Genomic DNA, 14928 nt, shown 5'->3' with positions numbered 1-14928 from the left:
AAAGGGGCGTTGAGAGAGCATTGAGCTAGTGCAGCGGCAATGCTTGATGCGGCCAACAATAGGCGATACTAAATGAACCTTAGCTGAACGTTACTGAGTCGAGATGTTTAAACTCAACGGGTTAACATTAGCACAGCTTGCCATTGTTCGGCGGTCACAGGTTGGATACTCAGCCTTGAACCCTTAGTCACTAAATACATGTCGGCTAATTGCGGCAGGTTTTTAATCAGGCTTAAGGGAATAATATCGTTAAATTTTTCAACAAAGCGGATATCTACTCGTAGCCATCTCGGTTTGGTTGGATCTGACTTAGGGTCGAAATACTTAGATTCGGGATCGAAGGCTGTGCTGTCGGGATACGCATTTGTCACGACTTCAGCGATACCGACAATACCGGGTACTTTGCAGCTTGAATGGTAAAAAAATACCTGATCGCCAATCTGCATCTCATCGCGCATGAAGTTACGCGCCTGATAGTTACGTATCCCATGCCAAGCTTCGATTTGGTTCGGGCAAGCCTTAAGATCATCTATGCTAAATTCGTCGGGTTCCGATTTCATAAGCCAGTAGTTCATCTTGTTTCCTTTATTCATAGTTGCCGTTAAGCGCTTCAATATCCCTGAGTTTATCTTAATTTTATCGAACACCCCAGTTCGTCACTCATATCAAACATTGTGAGTTTGATTAAGTTTCGGTTCAGATAAGGTGGCTTAGCCTGTGGGCAGCAATCTTATTTGGTATGCCTTATGCAGATTCTCGTTTCTAAGGCAAAGCGTCAAATTCGATCTCGGTTTGTGATTGGTGCCATACAAGTTGTGGCAGCAGTGGCAATCAAAACCTGTGAGGTGTGTGATGGGAACTTCAACAATGACGTCCGACTGTGGTTTATATACTAAATATCTTAAGGATTTTACAGCCGGTGATGTGATCCTAAGCCATGAGCGTATGCTGGAATTTATTAATGACCTGACAACCCAAGGTTGGTTATTGGCAAATTTCACTTGGGACTATTGGTATAACAACAGTTACTTAGTCGATAAACCCGCCTACATTCGTGAAGCGAGCATAGCACAATGCAAGTTGCTGCTGACCGCCATGACGCGACTTGAGGTCTTTAGCCCTGGCGTGTTAGAAAATATGCGCCGCCAAGGGATTTTACTGGCCATTGTTGAGCGCTTGCAAAGTTTAAATGTGCCTAAGTCGAGTACTCATCTTGAATTTATCAGTCGCTAACCCCGCACTTTAATGGATTGTTATTTAATCGATTATCTTACTCTTTAGTCTAATAAAGTGCTTTTTTGCTTGTGACATGATCCGTGGATTGGTTAGTTTGGACCTCGCTAACCATAATAATAAATGCACGGAGGCCTTAATGTCAGTTCCAACAAGCCAAGTTATCAGTCCGCTCAACGTCAGCGAGTTTAGAGGCGAGTCATCACCGAAACTCGTTGAGAAAACCATAGGTCAGTATCTTGATGAGATTGCGGCAACCTATCCCGACCAATTAGCTGTCGTCGTACACCATCAACATATCCGCTGGAATTACCGTCAATATCTCGCTCAAATCGAGGCGCTCGCCACAGGATTATTAAAACTCGGTATTAAGTCCGGCGATAGGGTGGGCATTTGGTCACCCAACAATATTGAATGGTGCTTAACCCAATATGCGACCGCTAAAATTGGCGCCATCATGGTGTGTATTAATCCTGCCTATCGGCCTGAAGAGTTGCAATATGCGCTGAGTAACGTGGGGTGCCGCGCGGTAATTTGTGCCGACAAGTTTAAATCCAGCAATTACCTCGAAATGCTATACGAATTGGCGCCTGAGCTAACTTCTTGCCCTGCGGGTCAACTACAGGCGAAGGCCGTTCCTGATCTCGAGTTTGTGATCCGTATGGGCGCTGAAAAATCCGTCGGCATGTTGAATTTTGATGACTTGCTCGTCGATGTGACCGCCGATGACAAGGCGGCACTCGAGAGTATCGGCAAAGCATTAAGCCCGTATGATTCGATTAATATCCAGTTTACCTCTGGCACGACGGGCAGCCCGAAAGGTGCGACCTTATCCCACCATAACATTTTGAATAATGGTTATTTAGTCGCAGAGGCGATGAAGTTTACCTGTCACGATAAACTCTGTATTCCTGTGCCCTTATATCATTGCTTTGGCATGGTGCTCGGCAGTTTAGTTTGCTTAGCCAAAGGCGCCGCGGCTGTGTTCCCCGGCGAATCCTTCGATCCCTTGACGACATTGCAAGTGATTGAGCAAGAGCGTTGCACCGCTTTACATGGCGTACCGACCATGTTTATTGCCGAGCTTGAGCATCCTGAATTTACGCGTTTTGATTTGAGTTCTTTACGAACCGGCGTGATGGCGGGGGCAACTTGCCCAGAAGAAGTGATGCGCCGAGTACAAAATCTCATGTATATGAAGGAAGTACTAATTGGTTATGGTCAGACTGAGTGCAGTCCGCTCAATCATATTACTGAAATTGATTCGCCAGTTGAGAAACGGGTGCTCACTGTTGGCCGTGCTTTGCCCCATACCGAAGTGAAAATAGTCGACGAATTTGGTGAAGTGTTGCCAATTAATCAACCCGGTGAAGTCTGTAGTCGGGGATATTGCATAATGCAGTGCTATTGGAACGATCCCGAAAAAACAGCGGCGACCATAGACAGTGCGGGTTGGCTACATTCTGGCGATATTGGCCAAATGGATGAGCAAGGTTATGTGCAAATTGTGGGTCGGATTAAAGATATGATCATTCGCGGTGGCGAGAATATCTATCCCCGTGAGATTGAAGAGAAACTTTACACCCATAAAGATGTGCAGGATGCGGCGGTTTTTGGTGTTCAAAGCGATAAATACGGGGAGGAAGTGTGTGCTTGGATTAAAGTCCGCTCAGGCTCCGCGATTACCGAGGACGATATTCGTCATTTTCTTACCGAGAAGTTTGCCTACTTCAAGGTGCCGCGTTACATCAAGTTTGTGGATCAGTATCCAATGACAGTGACGGGGAAAATTCAGAAATTCAAAATGCGTGAGCTGATGTATCAAGAGTTATATGAAGATATTAATGCTTAAGTGATGTGATTTGGCGAGCCTGCTTTTTCGACTTCAAGCCGCACAATGCGGCTTGAATTTTATTCAGTCTATAGATGCCGTTTAACCTACAAGTGAGCGAGTTAACGGAAGAGTCGACGGGTCATGCCATCAAGCCAAGCCGCACTTTGAGTTAACTTTCGCTGACTACGACGCAGCGCCAGCTTTGCCCACGCATATTGTGTGCTGAGCAGCGCCAATCCTAAGATAATCAAGAGTAAACCTGGGCCGGGTAAGAGTAAAAAGACTAGCCCAAGCAAGGTTAAAGCTGCGCCAATCACAGTGATCCCTGCTTTAGTTATCGCGCCTTTTGCATGGGAGGACGGCGCGAGATTGAAAAAGGTAACTTTGCGCATAGGAGTTGGCCTCATGGTGAGTTAATTGAATCAAGATCTACTGTCAACTGACTATCAGTTGTGTGCTAACTGTATATCAGTTTTCAGTCTAATCCTTTGCTCATTTATTGGCAGCTTATGTCGTCAGCCTAATTGTAACAAAACTTCACTTCCCCGCAGTGGCTTCATGGCTATACTAAAACCAGAGAAAAAATCTTGGCAGATAAACACTAAAGCTCAATTTGTCGATGATTTACTAGTCAATCCATTCTGTAGGCTAAGGAGTCCCAAATGGTTCGATGGCGTTCAATGCTCCTTGCGTGTTGCCTTTTTTCCATGGGATTGAGCACAGCGAAAGCGGATACCTTAATGCTGACATCCTTACTTTGGCCGCCTTATTCTGGGCAGCAATTAGCCGAGCAGGGCGCGAGTATTGCTGTGGCGCGGGCGGCGCTCAAAGTGATGGGGCACCAATTAGAAGTGGATTTTTACCCATGGAGCCGCGCTGTAAAGCTCGCCAGTATGCCTAATTCTGACTATCTGGGTTATTTCCCTGAGTATTACTTTGAGACTGAAAAGTTTGTTTTTTCTAAATCGATTGGCGACGGTCCTTTGGGACTGGTGGAGCAAAAAGCCCATCCTGTGAGTTGGAATTATGTCGAAGATCTGAATCGCTATACCTTAGGTGTGGTGAAAGATTACGTGAATACTCAGGCGTTAGATCGCATGATTGCCACAGGCGTTCAGCCGACTGAAGCGGTGACTTCAGATGAGCACAATATTAAGAAAGTGGCCGCAGGCCGTATTGATGCGGCGGTAATCGATGTCAACGTGCTGCACTATTTACTTAAGCAAAAGCCCTTGCAGCCATTGGCGGACAAACTGCAAATCAACCGCCAAATTTTAGCGAATAAGCAGCTTTATATTGCGTTTCGTAATACCGAAGAAGGCCGACGTTGGCGGGATATTTTTGATCAAGGCTTGGCGCAAATTGATGTCGAAACCATCATCGGAGAGCTACTGTATCGTGAAGACTAATGCATAATTTAGGTTAGTGTGCTCTCAATTTCCCCCCTTATTTTTTCCTCTATTTTCAGCCAATTCCTCTCAAAATTACATCAGATATTCCGCTTGTCATCATTCTGTCTTTGTTCACTATTAGCATCACCTTAACGGCATGAGTTGCTTTCTCATTTTATTGATTAAGGTGACATGAATAAACTTCCCTTTGAGTTAGATACGCTGCAACAACTCATTGATACTCATCATCTTAAGTTGCAGTATCAAATTCTTGCTGACATCCCATTTCGTCACGAACATTTTCCTCTCTACAGTGTTGAACTGGGCGGAGGAGAGAAGCCCTGTCCGACAGTACTCTTTGTGGGCGGCGTGCATGGGGTTGAACGTATTGGCTCTCAAGTCATCTTGGCATTGCTGAACAGTTTGTTGCAGCGGCTGGTGTGGGATAAGCATCTACAACAGATGTTAACGGGCGTGCGGTTAGCTTTTGTGCCTGTGGTGAATCCCGTTGGTTTATTTATGGGAACGCGGGGCAATGGCAATCAAGTGGATTTGATGCGTAACGCCCCGATAGAATCTAGCGAAAAAGTCTCTTTTATGGTCGGAGGACAGCGGATATCGTCGCGGCTGCCTTGGTATCGCGGCATGGGGGGAATGGAGCTTGAAACCGCCGGTTTAGTTGCCTATATACAGCAATTGCTGAGCCGCAGCACCAGTTTGATTTCCCTCGATGCTCACTCAGGCTTTGGCTTGAGTGATCATATTTGGTTCCCCTACGCCCATACACGTACCGCCTTCGAAAATGCCAATTATATTTTTTATCTAAAACAATTATTTGAACAGAGTTATCCCCATCATGGCCATTATCGGCTCGCACCCCAGAGTCAGTTTTATCGCACCCATGGGGATATTTGGGATTACCTCTATCGCCAACATCAAGTGGCCGATCCCCATGCTCAGGTACCGTTTCTGCCTTTGACATTGGAGATGGGATCCTGGGCTTGGATAAAGAAAAACCCAAGGCAAATATTTAATTTTGCAGGTTTTTTCAATCCGCAGAAAACACATCGTCACCACAGAATTTTACGCAGGCACACAGTGCTGATGCAATTTATGATGGAAGCGGCCTACGCCCAATCGTTAGAGCAGTTAACCCCTGAACGTTTGACTGAACTCACTGAGTGCGCGCGGCAGTATTGGTATCGGGAGCCACAGTCATGACAACTTGGGTGTTATTGCGGGGATTAATGCGTGATCAGCGCCACTGGAATGGCTTCGATCAGCGACTGCGACAAAAGGGGCTGCGAGTACTGACACCGGATTTGCCAGGTAATGGGACGCTATCCCATGAACTAAGCCCACTTAAGATTGCCGATTATGCCCATGCAGTGTGGCAGCAATTGGATGAGCAGGTGCAAAATGGAGAAGCCATTTACCTTCTCGGTTTGTCTATGGGCGGTATGTTAGCGCTAGAAATGGCGCGCCAGCGACCTTGGCAGATAAGGCATGTATTTGTACTAAACAGCAGTGCGGCTAATTTATCGACGTGGTATCAAAGATTTAATCCACTGAATGCATTGAAGGCGTTTTTCTTGCGGGCTCGGGGTAAAGCTTTACATCCCATCGAGTCGACGATAGTGCGTTTAACCAGTTTTCGTCATCGGCGAGACTGCGGTTTAATTGCCGAATGGAGTGAATTTCGCCGCCAATCGTCGCCAACTATCCGTAACGCCTGGCGGCAACTGTGGGCGGCTTTTCAATATCAATGTCCATTGACCGTGGAAGTGCCGATAAGTGTACTCTGTGGCGACCGTGATGCGTTGGTGAGCATGGCATCGAGCAAAGCCTTGGCACAGCACTTTCACACGGATTTGATAGTATTAGCGTATTGCGGCCATGATGCGGCCATTGATGCCCCTGCAAAACTGGCACATTATCTGTTGGCAATTGTGGCGCCGACTAAGCCGCAAACTGAGGTTCAAGAGGATGATGAACCTGCCCATGCTCAATATGTCCATACTCAATATAGTTGCAATGATTTACTGGAGGAGGAAATGGCCTTCATTGAGGCGATATTTTCAGAATGGGATGAAAAAGCGCTATCCATTCTCCACAGTAAATCATCGACAGTAAATCATCAGCAATGAACAGCGCTAAGACGGATAACTCACTGCCTATTAGGCTTTAGCCACAACGGTTTGGCCTATCGGTGTTAGGCTGAGTAACGCCAGTTTAAGATGCTGTATTCCAAAGGGAATACCGATAATAGTCACAAAACAGGCTAAGGCATGGACCAGGTGGCCTATGGCTAACCAGATCCCAAACAGCAAGAACCAAATAATATTTCCCACCATGCCTAGGGCACCTGTGCCTAAATCGTCACGTCCGGTTAAGTGACGACGGCTGATTTGTTCTTGACCAAAGGGCCAGAAGGTCATTTCACCGATAACAAAGCAGGCGCGGCCAAAGGGAATACCAATAATGCTGATAAAACACAGGATACCAGCGAGCCACCAAGCGAGTCCCATCACAAATCCACCGAGCACAAACCAAGCGATGTTGAATATTAAGCGTAATACTGCCATTGAAAACTCCTTATGTTACTTTTTTAGCCTTTATCGTCAGCTCTAATGAATGCCGTTAGCTTTGATAAACTGAATATATGCCAATGACTAAGCGAGAAACGTGCCAATTATTTTATTTTCAAAAATCAATGTCTTACATCCACCTGTTTAAGCTTCATTTGTGATTTTTACTAATTCTTCGCTAAATTGCTAATTTCTTAAGAGCAGAAGAGCAAAGGCGGCGTTACACTAGCCATTCCATCCAATGGCTTAAAAGCCTGAGTATTTAATCGTTTGAGTAGCCTGATGTTTGCAAATTCCCCCGTCGATATTTTTGCCTTTGCTGGTCGAGAAATATTTCTAAAACGTGATGATTTATTGCATCCAGCGTTTAGCGGCAATAAAGCGCGTAAATTCGGCTACTTTTTAGATCATGAGTTTGCAGGCATCAACAAGGTGATAGGTCATGGCTCACCCTTAGCAAACTCTTTGTATTCCCTATCTACATTGGCCAAGATGAAAGGCTGGCAGTGTGATTTTTATGTTGACCATATTGCCAGCCAGATTGTTAAGCATCCCACGGGGAATTACGCTGCGGCATTGGCAAATGGCGCCAATATTATCGACTTAAGTGAGTTAATGGCGCAAAAGCTGGCGTTTACTCAGTCGCAGGGTGAACCTCAGGTTTTATCTGGCCACAATGTTAGTTGTGAACCTGCTTTGCAAACGGGTGGTGCGCGACTGAGTTGCCAAGAGTATATCGAGACTCAGATACTCGCGAATGAACCTACGGCGCTTTTTATCCCAGAGGGCGGTCGCTGTTCCTACGCTGAATACGGGGTAAATAGACTGGCGCAAGAAATAGTGCAATTTGCGCAGGCGAATGATTTAGTCGATTTAACAGTATTTTTACCGTCGGGGACGGGGACGACGGCGTTATTTTTAAATCAGTACTTTATTCGTCAGCAAACGGCGATTCGCATCGTGACTTGCGCCGTGGTGGGCGGCGATGATTATTTACGTTTGCAATTCTCTATGCTTAATCCAAATACTCTCGAGCATCCACAGATAGTGAATGTCGGCAAAAAATATCACTTTGGTAAACTCTACCCAGAATTTTATGCCATGTGGCAGCGCGTTTGTGCCTCAGGTATTCAATTTGAACTACTCTACGATCCCTTAGGTTTTATTGTGCTTGAGGATTACTTACAGCGTAGTGAATTAGGTCATGTGATGTATTTGCATCAAGGCGGAATATTAGGGAATGAGACCATGTTGCCGCGTTATCAGCGTAAATTTTCTGGAGTATGAGAATTTTCAAAGAATAGTAATATAACCAGCGCAATAGATTAAGACCGCTTTTTTAAGACGGCAGATGGTTTCTTAAGACAGTAGATAGTTTCTTAAGATAGTAGATGGTTTCGCTTAAGGATTTTATAGGTACGTTGGCCTATATTCTCGAGGTTTTTTAAATCTTTTAGGCTAGGTATTACATCGCTAAACTGCCAATAGCTGATTTCAGCATCTAACATTTCCAGCATTTTTTTCGAACAACCTAAACATTGTCCTTGGCACAGTTGTGCTTCCGTTAAATTGAGCGGAATTGTCGCTTTGATCTGGCTTATCAAGCTTTGCATGGCGATTTGGGTATTGGGTTTTGGCATAGGTGAGGTGCTGTACAGTATTCATGGGGATGAATATTAGCGGATGCTGCAGTGGAAGTAGGTGAGCTAAGCTGGATTTGACTCATTTGGTTCGGCAGGTATCTGTGTGAGAGAGATACAGCCTGAACCAAATGTGTTCGTCATGATGACGTAAAAAAGGATAGCGTGTTCGTGACATTCGGCTATCAGTTTACTTAAGTGCTCGGTACTGCGAAGAGAATGGAAACCGATTAAATACACTTGAGCAAACGGGGTATTACAGTACTTATTTCTAACTTATCGTCTAATTTACTTTTTGACTTATTTGTTTGCGGACAATAACCATTTCATAAAGCTTATGGCTTCTGTACGCTTTGAAAAAGTCTGTCTGTTTTTACCTTGACGATCGGTAAAAGCAATTGAGGTTTTATTTACTGAGATTGAATCTACAGGGAAGTTCACTGTAATTTCATGTCCATTAATTTTGTATGACATATGCCACACTCCTTTTTGTTAATTCACCCATAGGTGAGATAGTTGTAACTATAAAATATCCTTAGCAATTTGCGAAAGATTCGTTCTATTGAGTATCGAGGTTACCCCATCTTTGATTCATTAATCAAGAGATGCTTAATCGATAAATAATACATGCTGTCGATTATGCCAATGGACTAACTTGATTCTGCCAGTTGACCATAGCTTAATGACAATACTATGACAGTGTGGAGAACAGTAAGTTCACAGACATAACCACATGATTTTAGTGGTATCGAATGCTTGAGCTTATGGGGTTTTGCTTGTAGTAGGCTTTCTTTATGAGGACCGAACTCTGATTGCTAATAGTCAGGCTGGTTTAAAAAGGTAAACAACAAGGTGTTTCTCAAAACGACGTGCAGTATATCAATAAAAGTAGCTTATGCAAGTTTAATTTTTATTCAATGTGATTATTTGTTGATTGATGTTGAGTTAACGTGAATTGTTTCTAGCTATTCATTTGATTTAAAGCATAAAGCTCGGTATGGGGCATATTCTTATTTTGTATTTAGCGGCAATGCTGGGTGTCCATATTGCGGCTTTTTAGGCGAAAAGGATGTGGCTACTGTTAGCCAATTGAATTAAAAATTCTAGCAAACTGAATAAAAAACTCATGCAAATAGAATAAAAAATCCCACTGAAATAGGTTATTTCAATGGGATTAATGGCTGTCATTTAGTAACTGAAAATTTAGTAATTGAAGATTCAGTAACTGAAAATTTAGCAGCGGACTCATTTTAAAACGGAGTAAATAAGTCATGTTAAAGCACTGGCTACAGGCTTAATAAATCAGTTCACCTATGGGGTTAAGCAACTTGCTTAGGCCTTTGGTAAAATGCAGCGGCGCATCTAACACTGTGTAGCATAAGCAACCGTCAACGGTTTTAGGTGAGTGGTGATGTTGGCTATCGAGCACAATAAAATCACCTGGCACATAGTCACCGTTAATATCCGAAAACGCTCCCGCTAACAATAGGGTTAACTCATAGCCCTTATGGGTATGTTGGGGGATTTCACCTTGCGCATCTATGTGTAACAAGCTCGCGCGGGTGTTCATTTCATCGACATCAAAACGCATACGACTGACTTTGCCTAATATTTGCCAAGGACGGGCCAAATGCTGGCGAAACACCGACGGCACTGTGTAATGCTGTTGTTTTACTTGAACATCCAGAGGAGCATTACTATGCACATCCGTTGCCGCAGGCTGGGCCATGATTTGCGCCAGCATAGCGTCAATATCCATCATTGGAACATGAGTAGCTTGAGTGTTTCCAGCATCAATATGCGCAGTGTGAATCGACTCTTGGTGTGTATGCTTTGCAGCATGAGCACCATCTGGATTTAATGCCGAATTGGCAGCTTGCTCGGTTAATAGGGCTAGTTGCTCACGACACGTCTCACATAATGCGCAATGCGCTGATACTGCAATGGCCATCGATAAAGGTAAGACCCCATTCGCATGGCTCACGAGTAATTCTTGTTGGGGATGATGCTTAATCATTGTGTGTCTCCAAGAAACTTTTCAACTTTTCTAGCCCGAGTCTTAATCGTGACTTTATTGTACCTATTGGCACCTTGAGGGCATCGGCTAGCTCTTGTTGAGTGAGTTCTTGCATGTAGATACCTTGCACGACTTGTCTTTGTGCGAGGGGAAGGGCATCAAGATGTTGGAGGAGTTTCGCCGTCAATTTATGATCAGTGAGTGTGTCTTGAGCCATGGTCGCATCGCACAGCGGCCAAATATCATCGCCAAAGGTATCTTCTTTATTGTGTTGTACTCGTCTCAGCATATCGAAACACTGATTACGCATTATGGTAAATACCCAAGTCGTCACTGAGCCTTTATCTGCATTGTACAGATGGGCCTTAGTCCACACGCTGGTCATGGTTTCTTGAACTAAATCCATGGCTAAGCCTTGTTGATTCAGTCTTTGTAAACCAAAGGCGCGGATCTTGGGCATAAAATGCTGGAATAAATGCCCAAAGGCGGCTCTGTCCCGTTTGTCAGCTACTTGTAGCATAAACGTGATCAAAGTATCCGCTTGAGGCTCGCAGGTTTTGAGAGCGGGAATGTCGTTATCCATAGCCGAATGAGTCAGAGACGTGATAGGGCCATGATACCGATTTTGCCTGCTTTGTGATTGAATATTTTCCATTATTTTCGCTCTTATCCCAGTCGTTAGTGCTAAGTTTGAGATCAGTAACGACAAAATTGAGAGGCTTGTTTCACTTCTGAGCCCAGTTTTACTGTCAAACTGTCAATCAATACGGAGTGGCTTAAATAAAGGATCATTCACAGGATTATTTTATTACGGCCCGTAATAGGTCTCGGGTCATAATATGATCTAAGGTATTAATGCAGTTGTACTTTTCAGAGGCTTGCACGGGCAATATTTCTAGCCAGCGTTGGCAGACCCAAGCAATGTCTTCAAACTGTTCCGCTTGGTAGTGCTTGAGATGTTGCGGATATTCCTTGAGGATGTTTTGTAACATTTGGCTCAAGTAACGCTCATCGGTCGCAATACGTGTCGCAGGCCAATTGTCGATAAAGCTAACATCGCCGCGCTTCAAGCCATCGTCTTCGACACTGATTTCATTAACTTTAAAGCGCTTTGAACCTTGAATGCTGATCCCTAATAGTCCATCGGGTAGGGTTTCAAAATCAATAATATGCACTAAGGTGCCTATGGGCTGAATGGTTTTGCCATCCTCTTCGAGCATACATAAGCCAAAGCCTTCGCCTGACTTTAACGATTCGGCGACTAAACGCTTATATCTAGGTTCAAATACCCGCAGTTGTGTGTAACCTTCGGGCAATAAACAAATGGGTAGTGGAAAAAGAGGTAATTTCATCTTGGCCTCTGGTGAACTTATGTTCCTATCATTACGTACCATAGTGGCAGTTCGATCAGTAAAATTATCAACAATAGTTTACCCATATTTAGAGGATGGCATGAAATTAAATCCATTTGAGAAAAAGCTCGTTCAGCATCCAATACGTTTTTGGCTACAAAATCATGTCGAAGCGCCTTTGCTTACGTCTATGATGCCTAAACCTATGGCTCGCTGCGAGCGCGCATTAGAAATCGGTTGTGGGTTTGGTAATGGTATTCAGTTGATCCGCGAGCATTTTGGCGCAGGACATATCACGGCTGTGGATATCGACCCTGAAATGGTCGCAGCGGCGCAATCTCGCTGGCAAGCTCGGCCACAAGGTTTGAAAGGGCTGAGTTTCTCGGTTGCCGACGCATCTTGTCTTCCCTTTGCCGATTGCGAGTTCGATATAGTGTTTGATTTTGCCGTATTCCACCATATTCCAAATTGGCAGGCGGCAATCAAGGACGTTGCCCGAGTACTGAAACCAAACGGTTACTTTGTGGTAGAGGATTTATATCGCGCTGCGATTTGTAATCCACTGAGTCGACGCCTATTTGAGCATCCACAACAAAATCGCTTTAATCACCGCGAGTTGTTACTTGTGTTGCGTCAAGCGGGGTTTGAGATAGTCTGCGACAGAAATGCCTTGGATCTTGCGGGCATGGTGCTTGCCCAGAAAGTGCTGCGTTAGGTGGCAACGCCGCTGACGCAAATTGAATGTTCGTTTTGAATGGATTGAATATTCGTGCTTTTGCTAATATTCACACTTATGCCAAAGCCAAATATTTTGGCTATTTCGCCGCTTGAGCACAGACATGAACCAGCAGCGCCATTAATATTCGGGGTGGAGTAAACCAAGTTAGCGGCGTGATTTTGCGAGAGTGGTTGTAATTTTTAGATAAAATAGCACCTCGGCATGGTTCTTCATGGGAGTTTACCGCTATAATTTGAGCTAATCCGTCGCATGTGAGGAAAGGATTTTCCTCAAGAGTAGAGAAGCAGCATTATGGCAAACGTACTTGCAACCGTAGATCAGCGTACCAAACTCGTGGGTGAGAACCGCCTCGAGTTGTTGCTCTTTAGCATTAATTCCACGCAGTTATTTGCCATCAACGTCTTTAAAGTCAAAGAAGTGGTTAAGCTTCCTCCCCTTAATGCCATGCCTGGGAGTCATCCTCATATTTATGGTGTTGCTAATATTCGCGGTATTTCTATCCCTGTGATTGATTTACGTTCGGCGATTGGGTTTAAACCTGTGCCGCCAGATGATGATGCCAATATGATCATCACTGAATATAACCGCAGCGTGCAGGGCTTCTTAGTCGGCAAGGTTGAGCACATTATCAACATGACGTGGAGCGATATCATGCCGCCGCCGAAAACGGCGGGGCGCAATAATTATCTGACGGCAATTACCCGCATCGAACATCAAGGCAAATCGCAATTAGTGTCGATTATCGACGTAGAGAAAGTACTGGCGGAGATTATTCACTACGATATTAGTTTATCAGAAGGTGTGCTTGACGAAAGTTTAGTGCATGAAATGCCAGGCAGAAAAATATTGATTGTGGACGATTCATCGACCGCAAGGCGTCAGGTGCGTGAGACTTTAAGCCAACTAGGCATAGAAATTATTGAAGCTTCTGATGGCTTGCAGGCATTGAATTTATTACAAAAATGGCGCGATGAAGGCAAGCAAGTATCCAAAGAATTGTTGATGATGATTACTGATGCCGAAATGCCCGAGATGGACGGTTACAAACTGACGTCTGAAGTCCGCGGTGATAAAGCTATGTCAGATCTATATATTACCTTGAATACTTCACTGAGCGGCAGCTTTAACCATGCCATGGTTGAAAAGGTGGGCTGTGATAAGTTTATTTCTAAGTTCCAGCCGGATCTGCTGGTGGAAGTGGTACAAGAAAGATTAAGACAAGTGATTAATCACTAAGCATTTTGATATTCGAACTATCGGTGATTGACCTTGTGTTGGTCATCGGTAGGCTCAGCGCTTTTAATAACCGCTTTTAATAACCGCTTTTAATAACCGCTTTTAATAACCGCTTTTAATAACCGCTTTTAATAACCGCTTTTAAATGTGGCCTGTTTATATCAGACTTTTAATATCAGCCCTTCAATTGCAACCTTTCCATCGCTTTTGTGCAAATCCTACCAAATTACCTTTTTATTTAACGCTCGATTACGAGGCGAATTCGGCTTCTACATCTTGTAATACTTGGCGTTTCATTTCTTTGGCGGCGGCAATATGGATGCGGGCGAGTCGTAGGGCGTAGTTGAATCTTGCTCGGCCGACGAGGCGCACCAGTTCGGCAAAAAACTGCGGGTCTAAGGTGAATTGCGTCGAGTAGTACTGGATTGCAGCATTGACTGAGTTAAAGGTCACGCCATCAAATTCGAAACCTGCGTTATAACCTTGGTCGTCAATTTCTTCGCCTTCTAATACCAGTGGCCAGCCGGGTGCGTTGATACGGTCGCGGGCAATCTGGTACATCATCCAAGCACTTTTCTTAAAGCCTTCAAACACTTTGCAGGAAAATTCAGACTCGGCAAGTTCTTCTTCGGTCCAATTAATTCCAATCGCGAGGTGTTTTGCATAAATGCGCATCAGTGCATCTTTGACGGCCATACGACAATCCCAAATTGAACTCAGGGTATGTTGTTTGGCTAATCGTAAGCATTCGCTGCAGGCGGGGACGGCTAATGAAGGATGTGGCGTATGTGTGTGGGCAATATATTCGAAGTGTTGATTGCTCGGTTCGCCGCAAAACCAACAGGTATGACGTTGGTCGAAGGGAATATCGATAAGCGGGATAGCAGACATCAAGGAA

General features: G+C 44.5%; 16 protein-coding genes and 1 pseudogene. 8 read left to right on the top strand and 9 right to left on the bottom strand.

The genetic code is table 11. From position 1 onward, the window contains the following. Positions 1-113: 113 nt before the first annotated feature. Positions 114-575, bottom strand: a complete 462-nt coding sequence (locus MO387_RS17080) for an EVE domain-containing protein (protein WP_006086166.1) — start codon at positions 573-575, stop codon at positions 114-116. Between the two features lie 277 nt (positions 576-852). On the opposite strand from MO387_RS17080, the gene MO387_RS17075 reads away from it, so the two are divergent. Both MO387_RS17075 and MO387_RS17070 read left to right on the top strand, forming a co-directional pair. Further along, positions 853-1233 (top strand): DUF6508 domain-containing protein, encoded by a 381-nt coding sequence (locus MO387_RS17075; RefSeq protein ID WP_006082114.1) that lies wholly within the window; start codon positions 853-855, stop codon positions 1231-1233. A 139-nt stretch (positions 1234-1372) separates the two neighbouring features. Beyond that, entirely contained in the window at positions 1373-3085 is a 1713-nt protein-coding gene (locus tag MO387_RS17070; protein ID WP_107948029.1) for an AMP-binding protein, read from the top strand. 101 nt (positions 3086-3186) lie between these two features. Here the strand turns inward: MO387_RS17070 and MO387_RS17065 are convergent, their stop codons facing one another. Beyond that, entirely contained in the window at positions 3187-3459 is a 273-nt protein-coding gene (locus MO387_RS17065; protein WP_107948027.1) for a PGPGW domain-containing protein, read from the bottom strand. A 270-nt stretch (positions 3460-3729) separates the two neighbouring features. Here MO387_RS17065 and MO387_RS17060 point away from each other — a divergent pair, with 270 nt between their 5' ends. From MO387_RS17060 to MO387_RS17050, 3 genes and pseudogenes are all read left to right on the top strand, one after another. Further along, positions 3730-4476, top strand: coding sequence for a transporter substrate-binding domain-containing protein (locus MO387_RS17060; RefSeq protein WP_107948025.1), 747 nt, complete (start codon positions 3730-3732; stop codon positions 4474-4476). 174 nt (positions 4477-4650) lie between these two features. Continuing rightward, complete coding sequence (locus tag MO387_RS17055; protein ID WP_107948023.1) at positions 4651-5679, top strand: M14 family metallopeptidase; 1029 nt, start codon at positions 4651-4653, stop codon at positions 5677-5679. Beyond that, positions 5676-6646: pseudogene (locus MO387_RS17050) on the top strand (alpha/beta hydrolase). The gene MO387_RS17055 and the pseudogene MO387_RS17050 overlap by 4 nt, the downstream one beginning before the upstream one ends. Here the strand turns inward: MO387_RS17050 and MO387_RS17045 are convergent. Beyond that, complete coding sequence (locus tag MO387_RS17045; RefSeq protein ID WP_006086172.1) at positions 6636-7043, bottom strand: YccF domain-containing protein; 408 nt, start codon at positions 7041-7043, stop codon at positions 6636-6638. The pseudogene MO387_RS17050 and the gene MO387_RS17045 overlap by 11 nt on opposite strands. 285 nt (positions 7044-7328) lie before the next feature. Here MO387_RS17045 and MO387_RS17040 point away from each other — a divergent pair, with 285 nt between their 5' ends. Further along, entirely contained in the window at positions 7329-8333 is a 1005-nt protein-coding gene (locus MO387_RS17040) for a pyridoxal-phosphate dependent enzyme (protein ID WP_107948019.1), read from the top strand. 92 nt (positions 8334-8425) lie between these two features. Here MO387_RS17040 and MO387_RS17035 read toward each other — a convergent pair whose 3' ends face one another. The 5 genes from MO387_RS17035 to MO387_RS17015 all read right to left on the bottom strand — a co-directional run bounded on the left by MO387_RS17035 (position 8426) and on the right by MO387_RS17015 (position 12055). After that, positions 8426-8686, bottom strand: coding sequence for a hypothetical protein (locus MO387_RS17035; RefSeq protein ID WP_006086174.1), 261 nt, complete (start codon positions 8684-8686; stop codon positions 8426-8428). 300 nt (positions 8687-8986) lie between these two features. Next, positions 8987-9160, bottom strand: a complete 174-nt coding sequence (locus MO387_RS17030) for a hypothetical protein (RefSeq protein ID WP_006082106.1) — start codon at positions 9158-9160, stop codon at positions 8987-8989. An 820-nt stretch (positions 9161-9980) separates the two neighbouring features. Further along, on the bottom strand, positions 9981-10703 hold the full coding sequence (locus tag MO387_RS17025; protein ID WP_107948017.1) for a ChrR family anti-sigma-E factor: 723 nt from the start codon (positions 10701-10703) through the stop codon (positions 9981-9983). Then, entirely contained in the window at positions 10696-11358 is a 663-nt protein-coding gene (locus MO387_RS17020) for a sigma-70 family RNA polymerase sigma factor (protein WP_011847075.1), read from the bottom strand. The genes MO387_RS17025 and MO387_RS17020 overlap by 8 nt, the downstream gene beginning before the upstream one ends. A 145-nt stretch (positions 11359-11503) precedes the next feature. Then, a complete protein-coding gene (locus tag MO387_RS17015) occupies positions 11504-12055 on the bottom strand; it encodes an LON peptidase substrate-binding domain-containing protein (RefSeq protein ID WP_006086177.1) in 552 nt (183 codons plus the stop codon). A gap of 100 nt (positions 12056-12155) precedes the next feature. Between MO387_RS17015 and MO387_RS17010 the strand changes: the two genes are divergently transcribed. Together MO387_RS17010 and MO387_RS17005 are read left to right on the top strand one after the other, a co-directional pair. Further along, positions 12156-12770 (top strand): class I SAM-dependent methyltransferase, encoded by a 615-nt coding sequence (locus tag MO387_RS17010; RefSeq protein ID WP_107948015.1) that lies wholly within the window; start codon positions 12156-12158, stop codon positions 12768-12770. A 315-nt stretch (positions 12771-13085) separates the two neighbouring features. Further along, complete coding sequence (locus tag MO387_RS17005; RefSeq protein ID WP_107948014.1) at positions 13086-14030, top strand: chemotaxis protein CheV; 945 nt, start codon at positions 13086-13088, stop codon at positions 14028-14030. Positions 14031-14279: 249 nt separating this feature from the next. On the opposite strand, the gene MO387_RS17000 is transcribed toward MO387_RS17005, so the two are convergent. Next, positions 14280-14921 (bottom strand): hypothetical protein, encoded by a 642-nt coding sequence (locus MO387_RS17000; RefSeq protein WP_107948011.1) that lies wholly within the window; start codon positions 14919-14921, stop codon positions 14280-14282. Positions 14922-14928: the final 7 nt, after the last annotated feature.

This window comes from Shewanella sp. N2AIL, assembly GCF_022690845.1.
GTDB classification, from domain to species: Bacteria; Pseudomonadota; Gammaproteobacteria; order Enterobacterales; family Shewanellaceae; genus Shewanella; species Shewanella baltica.
Note: the sequence above shows the minus strand (reverse complement) of the source record. Positions and strands in the feature narration are given on the sequence as shown.

Coding starts and splice junctions, on each gene's coding strand:
- MO387_RS17080 (WP_006086166.1), bottom strand. CDS start 575: ATGAACTACTGGCTTATGAAATCGGAACCCGACGAATTTAGCATAGAT.
- MO387_RS17075 (WP_006082114.1), top strand. CDS start 853: ATGGGAACTTCAACAATGACGTCCGACTGTGGTTTATATACTAAATAT.
- MO387_RS17070 (WP_107948029.1), top strand. CDS start 1,373: ATGTCAGTTCCAACAAGCCAAGTTATCAGTCCGCTCAACGTCAGCGAG.
- MO387_RS17065 (WP_107948027.1), bottom strand. CDS start 3,459: ATGCGCAAAGTTACCTTTTTCAATCTCGCGCCGTCCTCCCATGCAAAA.
- MO387_RS17060 (WP_107948025.1), top strand. CDS start 3,730: ATGGTTCGATGGCGTTCAATGCTCCTTGCGTGTTGCCTTTTTTCCATG.
- MO387_RS17055 (WP_107948023.1), top strand. CDS start 4,651: ATGAATAAACTTCCCTTTGAGTTAGATACGCTGCAACAACTCATTGAT.
- MO387_RS17045 (WP_006086172.1), bottom strand. CDS start 7,043: ATGGCAGTATTACGCTTAATATTCAACATCGCTTGGTTTGTGCTCGGT.
- MO387_RS17040 (WP_107948019.1), top strand. CDS start 7,329: ATGTTTGCAAATTCCCCCGTCGATATTTTTGCCTTTGCTGGTCGAGAA.
- MO387_RS17035 (WP_006086174.1), bottom strand. CDS start 8,686: ATGCCAAAACCCAATACCCAAATCGCCATGCAAAGCTTGATAAGCCAG.
- MO387_RS17030 (WP_006082106.1), bottom strand. CDS start 9,160: ATGTCATACAAAATTAATGGACATGAAATTACAGTGAACTTCCCTGTA.
- MO387_RS17025 (WP_107948017.1), bottom strand. CDS start 10,703: ATGATTAAGCATCATCCCCAACAAGAATTACTCGTGAGCCATGCGAAT.
- MO387_RS17020 (WP_011847075.1), bottom strand. CDS start 11,358: ATGGAAAATATTCAATCACAAAGCAGGCAAAATCGGTATCATGGCCCT.
- MO387_RS17015 (WP_006086177.1), bottom strand. CDS start 12,055: ATGAAATTACCTCTTTTTCCACTACCCATTTGTTTATTGCCCGAAGGT.
- MO387_RS17010 (WP_107948015.1), top strand. CDS start 12,156: ATGAAATTAAATCCATTTGAGAAAAAGCTCGTTCAGCATCCAATACGT.
- MO387_RS17005 (WP_107948014.1), top strand. CDS start 13,086: ATGGCAAACGTACTTGCAACCGTAGATCAGCGTACCAAACTCGTGGGT.
- MO387_RS17000 (WP_107948011.1), bottom strand. CDS start 14,921: ATGTCTGCTATCCCGCTTATCGATATTCCCTTCGACCAACGTCATACC.